The following is a 20,255-nucleotide window of genomic DNA, read 5'->3' on the forward strand; positions in this document are numbered from 1 at the left end:
TCGTTTTTTATGTATAATGTATAATGTATAATGTATAATGTATAATGTATAATGTATAATGTATTTTGAGTAAGTATTGAAGCTTTTAAAGAGCTTTAATTTTAAAATTCCAATAATTTCAGTTTAAACTGAATGGCAAAATTTTGCTTGAAATTGGGAGTAGTGTAGTACCCAACCCTGTAGAATAATCCCAGATTGAAGTAGCTTGACAAGAAATTATTCCACTCAAGGCCGACTTCCTGATACAGGTGATCCAGTTTTTTGAATCTGAACTCGTGATATTCCGGATGCTTCATATCTCCGATGGTTCCTCTCAACACAAAGTCAAAGCTGGAAATATTCTGCCCGAAACTCTTAAAATAGAAGGGAAGCTTATGGGTGAAATAATAGGCAACGAATTTATCATTGTAATACTTTCCGCCTTCCAGCGTCGCAAAACCCAGATAGGAGGTTAAGTTGAAATTGAAATCCTTCCTGGGAGAAGCCAGTCCGTTCATTGTAAAATGTTTCCAGATAGGGGCTTCTCCCAATACTATTCCGCCATAAAGTCTGAATCCGGTAGTGCCGAGCATTGTTTTAAAGTTGTGGACAAATAGAGCGTCAAAACGGGTGTAATTAAAATCCCCACCCAAAACCTTATAACTCTGCTCATAATTGAAATACAATTCAGGATATTTCTGATCAATAATAGACTTTCCCTGAGGCGTCATGATATTCGTAGAATTAGGGGAATATTTTAAGGTGAACAGGGTATTGAAATTATCAAATTCCCCACCTTTTCCCCTGAACTCGTAATCAAACTTAGCCTCTTCAATATTTCTTTTGGCTGCAAAAACAAGGGTAAGTCCGTTTGTAACGTCATTGAGGTAAGATAATGAAGCTCCTCTGAAATGATAGTATTTATCATTGTTAATGTTATTTCCGTAATTCATTGTTCTCATCTTGAAATTCCAGAGTCTTCTGTAAAATTCTCCCGATGCCGTTACATCATTATAATATTCAATTCTGAAGAATGAATTTTTGTCCAGTGTTGTCTTCATATCAAGCCCGATTCCGTACTTCCATTTATCATCCTTAAAACCGTAGGCAAAATAATAGTCTGGTGAGAAATACGGATTGAAAGTTTCGTTCAGTTTTGCTTTTAAGCCCAATCTGAAGCCTTCATACAAGTTATAGTTTACAATTTCATCCACGGCAAAATCTACAATACCTGTCCGGATCTGCCCATTGATAAGCCCTGTCAGAATTTTAGCTTTATTGTCGATGTTATATTTTTTACCCAGGCTGTCGATTGTTGTGTAGGTATTGCTTTCCCTTTCTGTCAAAGGCTCAGTTCTGTACCGATCCAGCAAACGGCCGTCTGCATTTTTGACCGAAAAAGTATAACCTTTAAAATCATTACGTTTCTCTTCAACAGGAGATTTGAAATCAAAATAAGTAGAAGTGAGAAAAGCATAGGTTCCGAAGCTGGTCCTATCCTTTTTTTCAGTATGCTCCTCCGTTTTCTCTTCTTCCATAGCTACTCTGCTCATTCTGAGTTTTACCTTTTCCTGTGCCAGAAACCATTTGTTGTTATAGAAAACCCAGGTACTTGTTATAATACCGTCGTTTTTATTCTTGCTGAAATTTTCAATCTTTTGAATTCCATACGTTTCCGCATCAATATAGATGGCGCCGTTGTACTTCCTTTTTTTGTCAGATTTTTTATAATTCACCTCACGGAAGCGGATCACGAAAGTTTTTCTTCCGTTTACTGCGATGGTATCCGAAAGGAAAAAACGGTAAAGTCCTCTGTTTTCCTGTTTGATCTGGTTTGGAATTTTATCCCTGTTGCTCTGCTGAACAGCGATCATTTCATAGATAGGCTGTTTAAGGCCGGAAATCCTGTTGTCCAGAATATTGATCTTTTCACCATATTGTTCAGAATATAAAAATTCCTGTGCTCTTTCCCAGAGGAAGAGTTTACTTTTTGAAAAGATTTGTTTTGCAGATATATTACTTAATGAATCTTTTTCTCTTTGTTTCTTAAAAAGATTATTATCATTTAAAAACCTATTGAACTGGGTAATACTGTCCTGATCAATATCCAGAGACACTTTTTCGTAAGATTTAAAAGAATAGGACGCTAAACTTTTTGGTGAATTTTCTCTAAACAGCTTGTTGACCTTTTTAAGGATCTCCAAAGCTCTTGGGTCGCTTCGGTCTTCAATGATCACGGCTTCAATGTCAGTTGTTTTTGAGGTATTCTTTAGTAAGGAAACTTCCATGTCAGCCTCTATATCAGCGGTTTCTTTCTGGTAACGTTCCGCCTGGATTTCAATGGTGCTGCAGGAAGCCCTAAATTCCAAAGCACCCTGTATGTCTGTATAACCCAGAATTTTTCCATCACAGGATATTTTTGCATTGGATATAGGTTTTTGGTCAGTTTCGTCAATAACCCTGATCTTTGATTGGCTGTAACCAAAGAAATGTATTAAGAAAAACAGTAAGAGTAAAAACCTTTTCATGTAAAACTAGTTCAAAAGTAGTAATATTTCTTGTGCTGGGAAAGCTTTTATGATTTGTTAATACAATAATTTAATCTTAATTCTTGACTAGAAAATATAGAAAAACTCCTGAGAATATCAGGAGTTTAATGTTTTGTTTTTATCGATGCTGAGTATTAAATATTCAGAGCTTTTTGATAAGCATTTTCTAAACCGTCAAGGTTTTTACCTCCAGCAGTTGCAAAGCCCGGATTTCCGCCGCCGCCGCCCTGGATCTCTTTTGCCAGGTCCTTTACGATAGCTCCGGCTTGATAATCTGCTGACAGATCATCAGAAACTCCTACAGTAATCATTGGTTTCCCATCTGCATCAGAGAGAATGATTGTTACAGAATTCGGGGTTTCTTTTTTCAGCTGGAATACAATGTCTTTAACGGAACCTGCGTCAAGAGAAGTTTTCTTTACCAACAGCTGTTTGTTTCCTTTCTGTTCGTAAGCATTTTTCCATTCGCCGATCTCGCCTTTTGCTTTTTCCTTTTTAAGGGCTTCCACTTCAGATTTTAAAGAAGCATTTTCCTCCATTAATTTCTCAATAGATCTTACCACGTCTTTAGATTTCAGTAATTGAGAAAGTTCATGAATTTGATTTTCTAAATTTTTGAAATATTCTTCAGACTTATCTCCTGAAATTGCTTCAATTCTTCTGATCCCTGCAGCTGCAGAACCTTCTGAAACAATTTTGAAGTGACCGATTTCGATTGTATTTTTTACGTGAGTTCCACCGCAAAGTTCTTTTGAACTTCCAAACTGGATCATTCTCACATTGTCACCATATTTTTCACCAAACAAAGCCATTGCGCCTTTATCTAATGCTTCCTGAATAGGAATGCTTCTGAATTCCTGCAATGCAATACTTTCTTTGATCTTGTGGTTTACTTTTTCTTCTACCAAAGCCAATTCTTCCTCCGTCATTTTATTGAAATGAGAGAAATCAAAACGAAGATAGTCAGGACCTACATAAGAACCTTTCTGCTCAACGTGAGTTCCTAAAACTTCTCTTAATGCTTCGTGTAAAAGGTGTGTTACAGAGTGGTTAGCCTGAGAGTTTTTTCTATCAGTTGCATTGGCTTTAGCATAGAAAACAGCTCCGGCATCTTTCGGAAGACCATTGATCAGAGAAATGATAAGTCCGTTTTCTTTTTTAGTTTCTAAAACTTCAAAGCTTTCCACGGCATTTTCCAGAACTCCTTTGTCTCCAACCTGGCCACCGCCTTCAGGATAGAAGGGGGAACTGCTCAATACTACCTGGTAAAATTCACCGTCTTTATTCTCTACTTTTCTATATCTTGTAATGTAGGTTTCAGATTCTATCTGGTCATAGCCAACGAAATTTTCATCCCTTTCCTCTAATGTTACCCAATCGTAAACCTTCTGTGCAGAATCAGCCTTTGAACGAAGCTTCTGCTTTTCCATTTCTGCCTTAAATCCTGTTTCATCGATCGTAAGACCTTTTTCCTCTGCAATAATCCTCGTCAAATCGTCCGGAAAACCATAGGTATCATATAATTCAAATACTTCTTCACTAGGTAATACTTTTGAACCATCGGCAATCGTCTGCTGAATTAATTTTTTCAACTCTGATCAGCCCGTTTTCAATAGTTTTCAAGAACGAATCTTCCTCACTTTTGATTACTTCAGAAACCAGTTTTCCCTGTTTTTCCAATTCAGGAAAGAAAGTCCCCATCTGTTCCTGGAGTACAGCAACCAATTTATAAAGGAAAGGCTCCTTCATATCCAGGAATCGGTAAGAATAAGAAATTGCTCTTCTTAAGATCCTTCTGATCACGTAACCAGCACCTCCGTTTGAAGGCAACTGCCCATCTGCAATAGCAAAAGCAACCGCTCTGATGTGGTCTACCACAACACGGATGGCAATATCTTTTTCGTCTTCTAAAATTCCGGTGTATTTTTTACCTGAAAGTTCTTCCACTTTAGCAATAAGCGGAGTGAAAACATCTGTATCATAGTTGGAAGACTTACCCTGAAGTGCCATACAAAGACGCTCAAAACCCATTCCTGTGTCCACATGCTGTGCAGGAAGTTTTTCAAGAGACTTATCTGCCTTTCTGTTGAATTCCATGAAAACCAGGTTCCATACTTCAACCACTTGCGGGTGGTCATTATTTACCAGGTCAAGTCCTGAAACTTTAGCTTTCTCTTCAGGAGTTCTCAAGTCAACATGGATCTCTGAGCAAGGTCCGCAAGGTCCGCTTTCTCCCATTTCCCAGAAATTATCCTTTTTATTTCCGTTGATAATTCTGTCTTCAGAAATATGGGATTTCCAGAAATCGTAAGCATCCTGATCTCTTTTAAGATTTTCAGAAGCATCCCCTTCAAAAATCGTTACATATAAATTCTCTTTTGGAATTCCGAATACTTCAGTCAGTAATTCCCAGGCAAAAGCAATAGCATCTTTTTTGAAATAATCACCAAAAGACCAGTTTCCCAACATTTCAAACATGGTATGGTGGTAAGTATCTCTGCCTACATCATCCAAATCGTTATGTTTCCCGGAAACTCTCAGACATTTCTGTGTATCGGCAATTCTTGGGGCAGTAGGTGTTTTGTAGCCTAAGAAAAAATCTTTGAACTGAGTCATTCCTGAGTTGGAAAACATAAGGGTAGGATCGTCTTTCAGCACAATCGGAGCTGAAGGAACGATAAGGTGGTCTTTACTTTTAAAATAATCTAAAAATTTTTGACGTATCTCTTGTGATGTCATAGTATTGCTTTGCTTTTAAAACTATCAAATTTTGATAAGATGCAAATTTAATGTTTTTAAGCGATTTGTAAATCATTTTATGCTATGTTTTGAATGGTGCCGGATCGCAGTTAATGAAAAGCAAAAAGTAAAAAGTGAAAAAGCTTACTTAGCCTGTAGTTTAGAATTCCATTGGTGATAAATTTTGCATGGTATCATTTAACTTTTTATATTCGTTTTAATATTAGATAAAAACTTTCTGCAATTATTAGTCTGCCGGATTAACAGATGTGTGGTTTTTGATAATATTAAAGAATAAGAAATGACAAAAAACGAAGTGCTGAAAAGCTGGGTAGAGCAATATTCCGGGCCTCTTCTTAAAAGAGCAGCCTATCTGCTTTCAGATAAAACAGAAGCAGAAGATATGGTGCAGGATGTTTTTTTAGCCGCATTTTCGTCCTATGATTCTTTCGAAGGGAAAAGCCAGCCATTGACCTGGCTTACGGCTATTTTAAACAGAAAAGCTGCTGATTTTTACCGGAAGAAGTATAAATCTGAGCCGGAGATCAAACTTGATCATTTTTTTGATGAGACGGGATCCTGGAAAAATAATGATGTTTTGAACGACTGGAATGTTTCGGAAGAAACGGAACTTTTAGACAATCATGATTTTAATAAAACGCTGGAAGACTGTATTGAGGATTTGCCTTCCAGATGGAAGATTCCACTGAAAATGTATTATCTTCAAGAGAAAAAAGCACCGGAAGTGAGTCAGGAATTGCAGATATCTGCGACTAATCTGTGGAAGATCCTTCAGAGAAGCAGAATGCAGCTGAGGGAATGCCTGGATATCAACTGGTTTGCTAACTTATAACCATATCATAAAAACATGTTGAGAAAATTTATCCATATTCTGTTCCTGCCATGCAGCAAAGCTACCATGCTGATGGAAAAAAGGAATGCCCAAGCCATCTCCCGAAAAGAAGATTGGCAGCTTTCTATGCACCTGAAAATTTGTAAGTGGTGCCGTTCTTATGAGGAAAAACTCAGGATTTTAGATGATATTTTAAAAAGAAAACTTTTTCAAAATGGAAAGACTGAAATTAATGATGTTGATATTCAGAGTTTTAAAAATAAAGTTTTAGAAAAGCTGGACATTTAAATAAAATGATGTCAGGATTTTGAAATGGTTCCGACTATACTTTTGAAAATGATAAAGTATTAATCAAAATCTTAAAGACATGAACGGAACATTAAAACTTAACGTCGAATCGGGGACGTACCAATCAGGATATTACATTTCACTTTTCGGAGCTGCATTGATCTTGCTCTGGATCGGGATATTCAAATTTACACCTACCGAGGCTGCAGCCATCAAACCTTTGGTGGAAAACCATTTTCTTACTTTTTTCGTATATAAAATAGCAGGTGTCCAAACGGTGTCAAATACTATCGGAGTGATAGAAATTATCATTGCATTATTACTGATATTTAGTGTGAAATTTGCATTTCTAAGGAAGTATGCCGGAATCGGGATGATCATGACATTTCTGGTAACGTTGAGTTACCTTTTCACAACTCCCGGAATCTGGAAAATAGTGGATGGAATTCCTGTCACAGATTTTTTTATTCTGAAAGATGTAATGCTTTTGGGATTTGGATTAATGATATTTCAAAAAAATGAATACAAATAAAAAGATAAAAATGAAAAATATATTAATATTACTCGGAATGATTCTGGGAATAGGAGTATTTGCAATGAGTTGTGGAGATTCAAAAAAAATGAAATCCACTAAAACTAAAAGAGAAAATGAGACCATTATGGATAGTAAAAATGTAAAAGAAGTTTATTTTGCAGGGGGATGTTTCTGGGGAACAGAGCACTTTTTTCAACAAATACGTGGCGTTGTTGGAACTGAAGTTGGATATGCCAACGGAAACGTTAAAAACCCGACGTATGAGCAGGTTGTAAGTCATACGACAGGTTTTGCAGAAACGGTAAAGGTAAAATATGATCCGGAACAGGTTGATCTTAAACTGCTGATTGATCTGTATTTTAAAACGATTGATCCGACAAGTTTAAATAAACAAGGGAACGATAGAGGGGATCAATATAGAACGGGAATTTATTCAACAGATAAAGCTACGGAAACCATTGTAAAAGAAGAGGTCCAAAAATTATCTAAGAACTATAGCAGTCCTGTTTTGGTAGAAATCATTCCTTTGAAAAATTTCTATAAAGCGGAAGATTATCATCAGGATTATCTGGATAAAAACCCAGGAGGTTACTGCCATATCGAGCCGGGACTTTTTGAAATGGCTAAAAATGCAAACCCGCTTCCTAAAGCAAAATACCAGAAGCAAGATAAAGCAGCTTTGAAAAAAGAGCTTACCGCTGAACAGTATAATGTAACTCAGGAAAACGGAACAGAAAGACCTTTCCAAAATGAATATTGGGACGAGACCCGTGAGGGAATCTATGTAGATATTACAACAGGAGAACCCCTGTTTATTTCAACAGATAAATTTGAATCAGGTTGCGGATGGCCAAGCTTTTCAAAACCGATTACCAAAAAGCTGATTGATGAGAAAATGGACAGATCTGCCGGAATGACAAGAGTGGAGGTAAGAAGTAAAACCGGAGACGCCCACCTGGGACACGTTTTCACAGATGGTCCTGCAGATAAAGGAGGTCTTCGCTACTGTATCAACAGTGCTTCCCTGAAGTTTATTCCAAAAGCTGAAATGGAGAAAAAAGGCTACGGAGAATATATTTCTCTGCTGGATAAAAAGTAATATGAGGGAAGACCGCTGAAAGGCGGTCTTTTTTTTATATATTTAGTGGGATATTTGAAATCTTTCTTTAATGCTGAACATGGAAATATTTAATAACAGTAGAAACCCGAAGATAATATAATATGCTTCTTTAGGAAGTCGGATTAAAAACTGCTGGACTTCATCAAATATATTCACCTTATAAACTTCATTTACAGAAATAACATCATGACAAAGAAAACAGTCATATTTAAATTCTTCGATATTTGGATCGATGTAATTAACAGTTGCAAAGAAATGTCCTGTTTTTTCTAAATCATATGCATAGGTCCCTTGCTGAGCGATTGTCATATCATTTAATAAAGATGCAAAATCTCCATAGGTGTTGTTCTTATCTAAAATAAATTCAATCCCTGTATTTTTTTTATTCCTTTTTTGAAGATTTTTGACTTCTGAAACATAAAAATTTGAATTTTCTTTTGCTTTACCAGGTTCAATTTTTATTCTTTTATAATCCCAGTTTCTCAAAGGTTCAAAAGTAAAAGTAAGGTTGCTTTTATCCTTTGATAGTTTTGCGGGAAGTCCAATATCCATAACAGAAATATTGACTTCCTCAAATTTTTGATTTCCATAATACCAAAACAGCAATGGGATCATAACAGCACTGATCAGTCCCGGAAAATAATAAATCTTTTTCATGCAAATGTTTTTCTTTGGATCTGAAGATTTTCTTTAATGCTGAACATGGAGATATTCAGAAACACTAAAAAACCGAAAATGATGTAATAAGCTTGTTTTGGTAAGTCGAGTAGATATTTAAGTTTATCCATTTCTTTATAATCATCACCCACTTTGTAAGAAATGGTAGCAGTCTCGGTTCCACAAAAGGGTGTATATTTTGTTTCAGCTATATTCGGATCTTTATAAGAGTGGATCGCAAAAAAGTGATTGGTTTTTTCCATATCTACCCCATATTCATCCTGACCTGAAAGTTGCATAGCATCCATTAAGGCTATAAAATCCTGATAATTATTGTGGTCATCAATGACAAACTCAATCCCCGTCTCTTTTTCATTTCTTTCCTGAAGTTTTTTCAGCTCTGAAATATAGTATTTTTGGTTTTGAAGAGCCGTATTGGGTTTTACAACAATTTGTTTATACTTCCAGTTTCTATAGGGCTCAAATGTATTGTCGATTTCAGGATTGAATACATGTTTGGCAGGAAGTCCTAAATCTACAACTGTATATTGGGGCTGTACCCTCTGGTTTCCATAATACCAGAACAACACTGGAATTAATACAGCGCTGATCAGTCCCGGTAAATAGTATATTTTTTTCATCCACTCGTTTTCATAAAATTAACAAAAAATTCAACACCTAAATGAACAGCCATTATTTTTAACATTTCCGTATGTAGTAAAAACAAAAAAAAGTGATCCAAAGGACCACTTTATTATTTAAATCAATTAAAATCATTCTATCTTTAAATTATTCAATTTTTAAATCATTAAATATTAGATTTTTACCAATCTCTTTTTCTCAGGATCCAGTAGGAACCGTAAATAAAAATTACCGACCAGATGATACACGCAATCATACTTTCTGTAGGATAATGCGCATCGTATTTTACACCCATGATTTTGACCATATTCAATCGCATTAAAGGATTGGGAATTAGATTTGACATGCTTTCCAATGGTAAAAGATTCGTGATGAAGAAATCATTCTCAAGCACTGCTTTTCTTTGTTCCCCTTGCATTCCGGTTAATTTCTGATAGGCTTCTATTCCTGCTAAAACCTTTTCAGCAATCCAATAGGCAAAGAAACCAAGAAAGACGAACATAGATTTTCTAAGCAATACCGAAAGAAACATCAGGAAACAGAAGAATGTAAACAGCTTCACAAAATAATTTCCAATGTAATAGATTTCCTCATAAACTTTTGAAGCATCAGTCACCTTGGAATATTGATGACCCAAAAACATAGTAATAATAAACACAATCAGTGTAGAAACAGCTGTAAAGATTGTAATAGTTAAAAGCTTTGATCCTATAAATTCCTTTCTGCTCAGCCCGTCAATTGTATTCTGCTTAAACATCCTGTTTGTAAACTCCTGGGAAATTGAAAAAACAATAATCAGTCCCAGAAAAATTTTAAGTAAAGCAACAATCCATGTGGTGAAATTCCAGATCTCAGGGAAATTGTAGATTCCCTGTTCCTTTAAATTGATCGTTCCTCCAAAGATATTCAGATCTACCAGACCAATAAAAAGAAGTGCGATCAGAATTGCAAAATACATGATCGTAAAAACCTTAAATGGTCTGTAATTCAGGTTTTTATAATATTCTAGTTTTAATAGTTTAAGCATGGGTATTCGTGTTTTTTACAAGTTCAAGGAATTGGGTTTCAAGAGACAGTTTCTTCTTTGTTAAATGAGACAGGAAAATTCCCTTTTCAGCCAGCTTCTGATTAAGAGATGATGCTGAAATAGAAGCATCTTCCCGGATCTGTGCTTTGATGATCTCACCATCTATTTTTACAATATTAAACCACTGCAGCTCTTCCAATGCGCTTAAAAGCAGCGTGTTATTGTCAGCTTTCAGTTCAAAATAACCATTGTTGGCAGTCATTTCATCCACTCTTCCACAGTAGATTGAGTTTCCTTCCTTCAATACAATGACATGGCTGCAGATCTTTTCGATCTCATCAAGAAGATGGCTTGCAATAATAATGGTAATTCCTTGCCTGGCAATCGTACTGATAATATCCCTGATCTGGATAATTCCTTCAGGATCAAAACCATTCGTAGGCTCATCCAAAATAAGAACTTCCGGATTGTTCAGGATAGCAGAAGCAATTGCCAGACGCTGCTTCATCCCTAGAGAATAGGTTTTAAATGGGTCTTTTTTTCTATCCAGAAGACCTACGGTTTTCAAAACTTCATCAATTCTTGTTTGAGAAGTTCCTTTGATCTCGGCCACAATCTTAAGATTCGTTTCAGCATCCAGATATGGATAAAAATTGGGCTGCTCAATAATAGCACCTATTTTTTTCAGCGTATCAGGGGATGTTCCCTTTTGCCCAAACCAATACCAATCGCCGCTGGTAGGATTGATGGTAGACAGCAGCATTCCAAATGTGGTGGATTTTCCACTTCCATTAGGACCCAGCAAACCGTACACATTTCCTTTTTCTACATCAAACGAGATATTGTTGACTACCGTTCTTTTGAATTTTTTGGTTAAATTCTTTACTGACAAAATTTTTTCCATGTAATTTGTTTTACATAGTAGTAGTCTATGTAATCAAGAGATTGTTACAATTTAATTTTAATATTTTCAGAATTTAATGTAACAAGACTTACAGTATCATTGTTTTATCGGTGTAACTATTTTTACAGAATGAAGACCCATTGGAAAACGTCACCAAAAAATATAACTATGAAAACCATTAAATGGATAAAAAGATTGCTCATGGCACTTTTTTTAATTCTTATTCTTTTATTAATTGCCGGATTTATTTTCGAAAAAATATCCCGTTCAAAAGCTGAAAAAATTAAACCTGACGGCCAGTTCGCAGAAGTTGAAAATCATAAAATGCATTATCTTCAAAAAGGAAACGGTGGCCCGACCGTAGTTTTTGAAACAGCCTTCGATCCTGCAGGCCACCTGCAATGGTACCACATCCAGCAGCAACTTCCTGAAACATATACTTCATTTTCTTATGACAGGTCCGGAATTTTATGGAGTGAGCGCGGTAAAAACCCTAAAACAGGCGATAAAATGGCTGAAGAGCTCCATCTGTTACTTGAAAAAGCGAAAGTGACAAAGCCTTACATTCTGGTTGGGCATTCTTTCGGAGGTATGCTTACCAGGTTTTTTGTTAAAAAATATCCACAGGACGTTGCCGGAGTCATTCTGGTAGAAAGCCAATGTCCCGATGATAAAAAATACCTGTCTCCGGAATTGTACAAAATGGTTACTCAGGGTCTGCCGGGTGGTTTGTTGCAGTTTGCCAATACGTTCGGCGCTGCAAGACTCATGTTTAAAAATATGTTTCCTGCAGGTACACAATACACTTACCAGAATTCTATCATGCCTGCATTGCTTTACAAAAGTGCTGATGCTACCCTGGAAGAACAGGACCATATGAAAACAATAAAGGAGGACGCCGCAAAGATAAATTCTTTTGGTTCCATTCCTCTATTTGTAATCACAGCAGGTGATACAACAAGATATGACAGCCTTATTAAAGACCGGAAACTGAAAAACGAAATGCTTGATGCATGGGCTAAAATGCAGAAAGATTTCCTGCATCTATCCACAGACAGCAGGCAGATTACAGTGCCGGGAGCCGGACATTATATCAACCAGGATCAGCCGAAAATCATTGAAGATGCTGTAAATGAAATGTATCTTAAGGTCACTACCAAATAGAACCATGTTCTTTGTCCTGTTCTTATCAAACATAAGTTGAACACATGTTTTATTTTAGAAGATTTCAATAGATTTTTAAGATTAAAATATTAAATTTGATAGAATTAATAGGTAATTTATGAAGTTAATTGATTTAGCCAAAGAGCTTAATGTTTCTGCAGAAGCCATTAAACAGTTTATTCAGGATTTTGATCTCGAGTTGGGCGTATGCATCAGTACCAACTTTGAAGTAAAAAAAGATTTCGAAAAGTTTGCCCGTGAAAACCTGGACTTTTTAAAACTATACGAAAAAGATCTTGATAAAAATAAAACACTGGAGCAGATCGCTGAAGTGATCAATCAACCCAAGGAAAAAGTTGAGGAAGCCATTAAAGAGACCAATCCCAACATTTTTGACAACGGTTTTTTCCGCTCGTCCATCTCAAGTTATGGGATTGATAATAAGCTGGGTGGTAACTACCAGTTCGTTTATGACTATTTCGGGCATAAAACAAGCCTGCAGCACAGGGATTTTATTGGATACAGAGATTTGTTTTTTTATATTTCAGCTGTTTTAGAACCTTTCCTCAACCCTCAGCAGATCAAGGATTGGGGAATTCATAAGCCTGCAGGAATTGTTCTGTACGGACCTCCGGGAAGTGGAAAAATATTCTGGGCAACCAAAATTGCTGAAATTATTGGGTATAAGTTCAAGGAAGTTAAAAAACATTATCTCGGAACATCTTTTATTGATGGAAACCAGACCAATTTCAATGATTTTCTGCTCACCATGATGAAAGAAGAAAAAGTATTGCTTTTCCTGGATGATTTCGACGAGATCATGATGGAAAGAAAGGCAGAAACTAATCTTGCTTCCTGTAATCTTGAAACCCAGGAATTAATTCTTCATTACATAAGTAAATTTGAAAAAGAAGAACTGCTGATGGTGGGATCTGCCAATTCCGTATCCGAGATCGATGAAGAAATTCTTGCTCCCGGGAGATTTGATGTGATGATTCCCATATTTCCACCCAATGCAACGGAACGTTCGGAAATCATTCTTTATGCAATGACCAGGGAGCTTGAAGAAGATTCGCTTCTCTATAAGATTCTTAAAAAGAATAAGGCAGACAAAGTTCCGTTCTGGCATGAGATTTCATCCAAAATGAAAGCTTTCAGCAATACCATGCTGATTGATTTTACACAGAGCCTTAAAAAACGACTTAAAAATCAATATCAAAAAACCAAAAATGAAAATCTTAAGATTGATCAGAATTTGTTAAATGCTGCCCTGAGAGATGCCGCAGGAAAACTTACTGAAGAATACCTTGACCAGGTTGCCCGGTTTTTGGCCGATGCAATTATCAATAATTTCGATGATTTTAAATTCAGAATCCAGGCTCTGAAAAAAGAACTTGAAACTTACAAAGTGGTTGAAGAACCGAGAACAGCCATTGGTTTTCATCACAATGGGGAAAAAAAGGACGACGCACAGGGATAAGTTGGGTTTGGTGTTAGAGAGCTTTAGAGTTTGAATGTGGGAGAGTATGAGTAAATATTAGACTAAAAAAGAAGTTATAATTAATCACATCATCTAAGATCTGATGTCTGAAATCTAGCATCTTGGTTCTTGGTTCTTGGTTCTTGATTCTCGGTTCTTGGTTCTTGGTTCTTGACTTCTGCCTCTAGAAATTGATCTCGACATTAATACATTTTACAAAAATGAACAGCATCTGGGAAATTGAAACCTTTTACAGAAAAAGAGATATCATCATTATTGGTGCCGGGTTTTCCGGTTTCTGGACGGCTATATCTATTAAAGAAAAATATCCCGAAAAATCTGTTTTAATAATTGAAAGAAATACAATTCCGTTGGGAGCTTCAACCCGAAATGCCGGATTTGCCTGTTTTGGAAGCCTTACCGAGGTGATAGCTGATTCCCAGAAAATGGGCTGGGGAAAGACCTTGGAACTGGTTAAGATGAGGTTTGAAGGGCTCCAGAAAATCAAAAGTTATTTTAATACTCATGAGATAGATTTTGAACTGAACGGAGGATATGAAATTCTGAATAATGATGAACCTTTAAAACATTTAGATGCTGTTAATGAAAAGTTGAAAACGATAACTGATCTTGATAAAACTTATTTTCTGAATCAGGCGAAGATTAAAGAGTTCGGGCTGGGAAAATCTGAATTTTTGGTTGAAAATCCCTGCGAAGGAAGCCTGCATTCCGGAAAGCTAGTACAGAAGCTCCTTGAGAAATGTAGTGAATTGAAAGTAGAATTTCTCTTCGGAACTGAAGTGAATAATATCAATGAGAAAACGGATGGAGTAGAGGTTTGTCTTTCGGAATCACTTTCTGTGAAGGCCGAACAAATAATTTACTGTACCAATGCTTTCAGTTCAAAATTCCTTGAAAAAGAGGAAATTATTCCTGCCCGTGGACAGATCCTCCTGACAGAGCCTATTAAAGATTTAAAGCTTAAAGGAACCTTTCATTATGATGAGGGTTTTTACTATTTCCGAAATCTCGGAAACAGAGTCTTGTTTGGTGGCGGAAGAAATCAGGATTTTAAAAATGAAGAAACAACAGATTTTGAAACCACAGCATTTTTACAAAATCATTTAGAAAACTTTTTAAAAGAAGTGATTCTGCCGGATCAGAAATTTAAAATCGAACTTCGATGGTCAGGAATTATGGCAATGGGTTCCGAAAAAACGCCGATTGTGAAACAGCTTTCAGAAAGACAATTCTGTGCCGTAAGACTTTCAGGAATGGGAGTGGCACTGGCTCCGAAGATTGGAGAGATGGTGGCTGAGCTGATTTAAATACATTGTATACAAATGAAATATTTACCTTATGAACGTATTGTTTATAGAACCAATTTGTCTGAAGAGGAAATAATGACAAAGCTTTCAGGTTTTGTTGAACCCAAAAAATTCCGTTTTGGTAAAACATCAGTAAAAGAGTATGAGGGATTTATAAATAATAACAGTTTTGAAATCAATAGAATTATAAATAACAGAAATTCTTTTCTTCCCCAAATAAAAGGGATAATTCAAAAAAATAACTACGGAACTCAAATTGAAGTTACTATGAGATTACAAGTGTTTGTATTTCTTTTTTTAATAATGTGGTGTGGGTTCGTTTTATTCTTTTTAATAGGCATATGTATAGCGCAGGAAAAAATATCTCTACTTTTTTTTGCTCCTATGGCTATGCTCTTATTTGTGTATACTTTAACAATGTTTGGTTTCAAAATTGAAAGTAAAAAATCAAAAGAATTCCTGAGGAAGAGCTTTGAAGCAGAAATAATATTTGAATAAATACATATTAATCATTTTATCATCTCTGCAAACCTGCAAACTCGAATACCGAAACCCCAATCCGCATTCCAACTCACAAAAGAATTCCGTATTTTTGCTTAAAATAAAAATTTCGTGATCAACAACGACCATATAAAAGAAGTTCAATCCAGAATTGAAGACCTACACAAATATCTTCAGATCGAAAAAAAGAAGATCGAAATAGCGAATGATGATGAAAAAACAGCTGCTCCCGAATTTTGGGATGCTCCAAAAGAAGCAGAAACCTTTCTGAAACAACTCCGTTCCAAAAAGAGATGGGTAGAGGATTATGAAGAGATCAGAACCCAGTTTGAAGATCTGCAGGTGCTGTTGGAATTTGCCAAAGAAGATCCGGAATCTGAAAAAGAGCTGGATGAAACATTTCCTAAGCTTGTAGAAAAGATCGAAGATCTGGAATTTAAAAATATGCTTTCCAACGAAGGAGACGAGCTTTCAGCTGTTCTTCAGATCACTGCGGGAGCAGGAGGTACAGAAAGTTGTGATTGGGCTGCCATGCTGATGAGAATGTATACAATGTGGGCTGAGAAACAAGGTTACAAAATGCGTGAACTCAACTATCAGGAAGGAGAGGTAGCCGGAGTGAAAACCGTTACCCTTGAAATTGATGGTGAATATGCTTTCGGGTATCTGAAGGGTGAAAATGGCGTCCACAGACTGGTAAGGATTTCCCCTTTTGACAGCAATGCAAAACGTCATACAAGTTTCGTATCTGTATATGTCTATCCGTTGGTGGATGATACGATTGAGATCAACATCAATCCTGCGGATATTTCATTTGAAACCATGAGGTCTTCCGGGGCGGGAGGGCAGAACGTCAACAAGGTAGAAACTGCCGTACGTCTTCGTCACGCACCAACAGGAATCATCATTGAAAACTCTGAGTCCCGTTCACAGCTTCAGAATAAAGAAAAAGCCATGCAGCTTCTTCGTTCAAGACTATATGAAATGGAGCTTGAAGAACGTTTGAAGGCTAGAACCGAGATCGAAGCCAACAAAATGAAAATAGAGTGGGGAAGCCAGATTAGAAACTACGTAATGCATCCTTACAAACTGGTAAAAGATGTCCGTTCCGGTCATGAAACTTCAGATGTGGATTCTGTGATGAACGGTAATCTTACTCCATTCCTGAAAGCCTTCCTGATGGCCGATGGTACGGCAGTTTCAGACGATGATATGGACTTGTAAAATATCATGCCTGTATTTTAGTTAAAAACTTATAATTAATTTTTGTTTAAGACATTTTACGCTTACTTTTGTTGTTAATCGTTATATATGGAAGATTTCAATAGCTGGAGAGATTTACTGAACCCCGAGTTTTATATAAAAATGGGTGGGTTCTGGCTTATTTTATTTATTGTTTTTGCTGAAACAGGTCTTTTTGTAGGATTTTTCCTGCCTGGAGATTCATTACTGTTTGTGTCAGGAATTTATGCCGTTGAAATCATCAAAGAGACGTTTGGTTCTACAGGAAGCGATTTCTTAGATACCACTATTTTAGCTTCAGGAGTAGCTCTAGCTGCTATCATAGGAAATGAAGTTGGGTATTATTTCGGAAGAAAAGCAGGCCCTGCTTTATATAAAAGACCGGACTCAATGCTTTTCAAGAAAAAGTATCTTTACCAAGCTCATGATTTCTTTGAAAAACATGGGGCACTAGCTATTATTATGGCAAGATTCTTACCGGTTGTGAGAACTTTTACTCCCATTGTTGCAGGAATTGTGAAGATGGATAAAAAAGAGTTCTTAAGAGATAATATTATCGGTGCGGTATTATGGTCATTTATCTTGATTTTTGCAGGACATTATCTTGACAAATTGTTTATGGAACAGTTTGGAATCAATTTAAAAGAAAAACTGGAGTACATTATTATTGTCATTGTTTTGGTAACAACACTTCCGGTGATCATTAAATTTGTTTTTGGTAAAAAAGAAGATTTTTCTAAATACGAAAACAAAGATTCTGAATAAAAATACAATAAAATATAATAGATAACCTGCTTTTCAGCGGGTTATTTTTTTATCCATTCCACAATGTTGGGATAGATAATGCTGTCTCTTTTTATTTTGCTGAAAAACCTCGGTACATGGCCTGTTCTTTCCATAAAGATCAGTTTGTGAGGAACATTCTGCTTTGTAAGGGCAGAATCCATAGAAAGTCCCTGATGTTGATTTACTAAGAAGTCGTTATTTCCCTGAAAAAGGAGTGTAGGAACGTTGGATATATTGGCAATCGGGCTGGCTTTCTTGAAGGCTTCAGATATATTTTTACGGTCAAATTTTGTTCCTACCACCTTCTGGAAAGTAGGAGAAGAATATTTTGAGTAAAATGAATTCAGATATTCAGGGCTGTAAAAATCTGTTGGTCCGCTCAGTGAAATGATCTTTTTGATCTGTTCCGGATGCCTATAGCCGTAGAGCAGGGCAAGATGCCCGCCGGCGCTTTCTCCCAATAAAATGTAATTATTCGGCTGAAGTTCTGCCTTTTCAGCAAGAGAATTGAATTTTTCTATAGCCAGACCAATATCTTCGAGTTGTTGTTTATACGTAATTTTTTTGCCTTTAGAAACCAGTCTGTAATTCATATTGATACTTGGGATCTTATGTTCAAAAAGCATTTTCTGAATCTTGATCATGTGCTCCTTTTTTCCAAGAGTCCAGGCTCCTCCATGCACAATAAGAATGACAGGGGAATCTTCAGCATAGTTCAACGGTAGGAAAACATCCATCTTCTGTCTTTTATGCTCACCGTATTTCAGATTATAAATTTTCTGCTGACCGCCTGTCCCTACCCAAACCCTGAATTTCGTGTTACATGACTGTAGCAGGAAACTGAGACAGCCTACAACAAAAAAATGGTACCTGAGAACGAGCTTTTTCATTAATTAAATTTACAGAAAAATTACCGTAAAGAATCTTCAGAAAAGATGATTTTTAACGTTTCAATCAAAGATTCAAAGGTTATTTCAGAAAAGGAAATGTTATTTTGAAACAGAATGAACTTACTAAAAATTTTCCTTCACCACTTTTTACTGCTTTTCAGCCGTTTTTGAGGAAAGTCCTTTTTTAATCATCACAACATCCTTTTCACCTTTTTTGAAGACGAAAGTAATTTCTGTATCACCATCCTGAAGGAAAAAAGCATCTTCTTTCTCAGCCAGTATTCGTACTTTTGGACCGGTATTATTTTGAATAAAAAGCTGACCGTTTTTATCAATAATATGAATGGTTTCATCTTTCGAAAGTACATAATTACCCGCATATTTTTTGACTATCACAGGATCCAGGGTTATCTCTTTTTTAGGCTTTGGAAGATCATAAGGTTGGTCTAAAAGGACGGCCAGAATAGTATTGCCGGCTTTTTCCAATTTTTTGCTCGTGATATTATTGAGCAGGATAATGCAAATATCCTCTTCAGGAAGCATGGCAAAATAGCTTGTTGCTCCTTCAATATTTCCTCCGTGATTGATCAGTTTTTTCCCATACAGATCATCAATGAACCAACCGTAGCCGTAGCCACTCAGGTAAGGTGTTGTCGCTTTTTTGAATGCTTCTTTGGATACAATTTTATAATCCCTTAAACCCGTATAATATTTGTACAGGTCTTCCGCAGTACTGTAAATTTGTCCCGCAGAGCCGGTTAAATCCGGATTCCATATTTCGGTTTTTACCTGTTTTGTTTTTGATATATAAGAATAGGGAACTGTTTTGTCAGGACTTTTCAATGCAGGGTAATCGAATCCGGTGTGATTCATTTCCAGAGGTTCAAGAATAAATTTTGTTACAGCCTCTTCATAAGACAACCCTGTTATTTTTTCAATGATTATTCCCAGCAGGATATATCCGGAATTGGTGTAGGAAAACTGGGTACCCGGGTCAAAATCCAACGGTTCATCTTTAAAAAATGAAGTTTCCCTACTTTTTGGAATCTTTTCTCCCGTGTGGATAAGGCGGAAATACTCCTTGTTTCGCAACGCTTCATAAATTCCTGATGTGTGGTTTAGCAGATTCTCAACAGTAATTTCATTTCCTCTGGGGTAATCCGGTATAAATTTAGAGAGCGGATCTTTCACCGAAAGTTTTCCTTCTTCGCTAAGTTTTATAATGACCAATGCAGTAAAAGATTTGGTTAAAGAAGCAATCTGGTAAATACTTTTATCCTGATTAAGAATCTTCTTTTCCGCATCCTGCCATCCGTAGGATTTTTCGAAAAATGTTTTATGCTGATAATGGATCAGTGCAGTTCCGTTAAATTTGTTGATACCAGCATAAGATTGTATGACACTATCTATAGCCTGCTTTTTTCGTTCGATGTTTTCTTCGGGATTGTCAGCTTTTTTTTGAGCTTTTAATGGGGAAAGAAATGCACTTAGGAAGAAAGTGATACATCCTAAGAAAAAAACAGTATGTTTATGGCGCATGGTATAATCGTTTTAAAACGATTTAAAATTAA

17 protein-coding genes and 1 pseudogene are annotated in these 20,255 nt (G+C 36.3%); 10 read left to right on the plus strand and 8 right to left on the minus strand.

What is annotated here, in order from left to right:
* Positions 1-101: 101 nt before the first annotated feature.
* Positions 102-2,507, minus strand: a complete 2,406-nt coding sequence (locus QF044_RS03040) for a hypothetical protein (protein ID WP_307263498.1) — start codon at positions 2,505-2,507, stop codon at positions 102-104.
* A 155-nt stretch (positions 2,508-2,662) separates the two neighbouring features.
* Positions 2,663-5,267, minus strand: a pseudogene (gene alaS, locus QF044_RS03045) (alanine--tRNA ligase).
* A gap of 301 nt (positions 5,268-5,568) precedes the next feature.
* Between alaS and QF044_RS03050 the strand changes: the two are divergent.
* The 4 genes from QF044_RS03050 (at position 5,569) to msrB (ending at position 8,042) form a co-directional block, all read left to right on the plus strand.
* Entirely contained in the window at positions 5,569-6,120 is a 552-nt protein-coding gene (locus tag QF044_RS03050; protein ID WP_307263501.1) for a sigma-70 family RNA polymerase sigma factor, read from the plus strand.
* 15 nt (positions 6,121-6,135) lie between these two features.
* Positions 6,136-6,408: a hypothetical protein gene (locus tag QF044_RS03055; protein ID WP_307263503.1), complete on the plus strand. Its 273-nt coding sequence runs from the start codon at positions 6,136-6,138 to the stop codon at positions 6,406-6,408.
* A gap of 79 nt (positions 6,409-6,487) precedes the next feature.
* A complete protein-coding gene (locus tag QF044_RS03060; protein WP_307263506.1) occupies positions 6,488-6,940 on the plus strand; it encodes a DUF417 family protein in 453 nt (150 codons plus the stop codon).
* 10 nt (positions 6,941-6,950) lie between these two features.
* The gene (gene msrB, locus QF044_RS03065) at positions 6,951-8,042 is read left to right on the plus strand and encodes a peptide-methionine (R)-S-oxide reductase MsrB (protein ID WP_373462584.1); all 1,092 of its coding nucleotides are present in this window, start codon (positions 6,951-6,953) and stop codon (positions 8,040-8,042) included.
* Between the two features lie 42 nt (positions 8,043-8,084).
* Here the strand turns inward: msrB and QF044_RS03070 are convergent, their stop codons facing one another.
* From QF044_RS03070 to QF044_RS03085, 4 genes are all read right to left on the minus strand, one after another.
* A complete protein-coding gene (locus tag QF044_RS03070; RefSeq protein WP_307263508.1) occupies positions 8,085-8,720 on the minus strand; it encodes a hypothetical protein in 636 nt (211 codons plus the stop codon).
* On the minus strand, positions 8,717-9,361 hold the full coding sequence (locus tag QF044_RS03075; protein ID WP_307263510.1) for a hypothetical protein: 645 nt from the start codon (positions 9,359-9,361) through the stop codon (positions 8,717-8,719). The genes QF044_RS03070 and QF044_RS03075 overlap by 4 nt, the downstream gene beginning before the upstream one ends.
* A gap of 182 nt (positions 9,362-9,543) precedes the next feature.
* Positions 9,544-10,389 carry an ABC transporter permease gene (locus QF044_RS03080; RefSeq protein WP_307263512.1) on the minus strand — a complete coding sequence of 282 codons (846 nt, stop codon included), beginning with the start codon at positions 10,387-10,389 and terminating at the stop codon, positions 9,544-9,546.
* A complete protein-coding gene (locus QF044_RS03085; protein WP_307263515.1) occupies positions 10,382-11,293 on the minus strand; it encodes an ABC transporter ATP-binding protein in 912 nt (303 codons plus the stop codon). The genes QF044_RS03080 and QF044_RS03085 overlap by 8 nt, the downstream gene beginning before the upstream one ends.
* 201 nt (positions 11,294-11,494) lie before the next feature.
* On the opposite strand from QF044_RS03085, the gene QF044_RS03090 reads away from it, so the two are divergent.
* From QF044_RS03090 to QF044_RS03115, 6 genes are all read left to right on the plus strand, one after another.
* Complete coding sequence (locus QF044_RS03090) at positions 11,495-12,457, plus strand: alpha/beta fold hydrolase (protein ID WP_307263518.1); 963 nt, start codon at positions 11,495-11,497, stop codon at positions 12,455-12,457.
* 118 nt (positions 12,458-12,575) lie between these two features.
* On the plus strand, positions 12,576-13,937 hold the full coding sequence (locus QF044_RS03095; protein WP_307263520.1) for an AAA family ATPase: 1,362 nt from the start codon (positions 12,576-12,578) through the stop codon (positions 13,935-13,937).
* A 221-nt stretch (positions 13,938-14,158) separates the two neighbouring features.
* A complete protein-coding gene (locus QF044_RS03100) occupies positions 14,159-15,265 on the plus strand; it encodes an FAD-binding oxidoreductase (RefSeq protein WP_307263523.1) in 1,107 nt (368 codons plus the stop codon).
* A 15-nt stretch (positions 15,266-15,280) separates the two neighbouring features.
* Positions 15,281-15,763: a hypothetical protein gene (locus tag QF044_RS03105; protein WP_307263524.1), complete on the plus strand. Its 483-nt coding sequence runs from the start codon at positions 15,281-15,283 to the stop codon at positions 15,761-15,763.
* Between the two features lie 114 nt (positions 15,764-15,877).
* Positions 15,878-16,990: a peptide chain release factor 2 gene (gene prfB, locus QF044_RS03110; RefSeq protein WP_307263527.1), complete on the plus strand. Its 1,113-nt coding sequence runs from the start codon at positions 15,878-15,880 to the stop codon at positions 16,988-16,990.
* 87 nt (positions 16,991-17,077) lie between these two features.
* The gene (locus QF044_RS03115; protein ID WP_307263530.1) at positions 17,078-17,773 is read left to right on the plus strand and encodes a DedA family protein; all 696 of its coding nucleotides are present in this window, start codon (positions 17,078-17,080) and stop codon (positions 17,771-17,773) included.
* Between the two features lie 41 nt (positions 17,774-17,814).
* Here the strand turns inward: QF044_RS03115 and QF044_RS03120 are convergent, their stop codons facing one another.
* Both QF044_RS03120 and QF044_RS03125 read right to left on the minus strand, forming a co-directional pair.
* Positions 17,815-18,684, minus strand: coding sequence for an alpha/beta hydrolase (locus QF044_RS03120; protein WP_307263533.1), 870 nt, complete (start codon positions 18,682-18,684; stop codon positions 17,815-17,817).
* Positions 18,685-18,831: 147 nt separating this feature from the next.
* Entirely contained in the window at positions 18,832-20,223 is a 1,392-nt protein-coding gene (locus QF044_RS03125) for a serine hydrolase (RefSeq protein WP_307263535.1), read from the minus strand.
* Between the last annotated feature and the right edge of the window lie 32 nt (positions 20,224-20,255).

This window comes from Chryseobacterium sp. W4I1 (assembly GCF_030816115.1).
Lineage (GTDB): Bacteria > Bacteroidota > Bacteroidia > Flavobacteriales > Weeksellaceae > Chryseobacterium.

Bases quoted from the DNA above. Each gene is read 5' to 3' on its own strand.
- QF044_RS03040 (WP_307263498.1), bottom strand. From the start codon at position 2,507: ATGAAAAGGTTTTTACTCTTACTGTTTTTCTTAATACATTTCTTTGGT.
- QF044_RS03050 (WP_307263501.1), top strand. From the start codon at position 5,569: ATGACAAAAAACGAAGTGCTGAAAAGCTGGGTAGAGCAATATTCCGGG.
- QF044_RS03055 (WP_307263503.1), top strand. From the start codon at position 6,136: ATGTTGAGAAAATTTATCCATATTCTGTTCCTGCCATGCAGCAAAGCT.
- QF044_RS03060 (WP_307263506.1), top strand. From the start codon at position 6,488: ATGAACGGAACATTAAAACTTAACGTCGAATCGGGGACGTACCAATCA.
- msrB (WP_373462584.1), top strand. From the start codon at position 6,951: ATGAAAAATATATTAATATTACTCGGAATGATTCTGGGAATAGGAGTA.
- QF044_RS03070 (WP_307263508.1), bottom strand. From the start codon at position 8,720: ATGAAAAAGATTTATTATTTTCCGGGACTGATCAGTGCTGTTATGATC.
- QF044_RS03075 (WP_307263510.1), bottom strand. From the start codon at position 9,361: ATGAAAAAAATATACTATTTACCGGGACTGATCAGCGCTGTATTAATT.
- QF044_RS03080 (WP_307263512.1), bottom strand. From the start codon at position 10,389: ATGCTTAAACTATTAAAACTAGAATATTATAAAAACCTGAATTACAGA.
- QF044_RS03085 (WP_307263515.1), bottom strand. From the start codon at position 11,293: ATGGAAAAAATTTTGTCAGTAAAGAATTTAACCAAAAAATTCAAAAGA.
- QF044_RS03090 (WP_307263518.1), top strand. From the start codon at position 11,495: ATGGCACTTTTTTTAATTCTTATTCTTTTATTAATTGCCGGATTTATT.
- QF044_RS03095 (WP_307263520.1), top strand. From the start codon at position 12,576: ATGAAGTTAATTGATTTAGCCAAAGAGCTTAATGTTTCTGCAGAAGCC.
- QF044_RS03100 (WP_307263523.1), top strand. From the start codon at position 14,159: ATGAACAGCATCTGGGAAATTGAAACCTTTTACAGAAAAAGAGATATC.
- QF044_RS03105 (WP_307263524.1), top strand. From the start codon at position 15,281: ATGAAATATTTACCTTATGAACGTATTGTTTATAGAACCAATTTGTCT.
- QF044_RS03115 (WP_307263530.1), top strand. From the start codon at position 17,078: ATGGAAGATTTCAATAGCTGGAGAGATTTACTGAACCCCGAGTTTTAT.
- QF044_RS03120 (WP_307263533.1), bottom strand. From the start codon at position 18,684: ATGAAAAAGCTCGTTCTCAGGTACCATTTTTTTGTTGTAGGCTGTCTC.
- QF044_RS03125 (WP_307263535.1), bottom strand. From the start codon at position 20,223: ATGCGCCATAAACATACTGTTTTTTTCTTAGGATGTATCACTTTCTTC.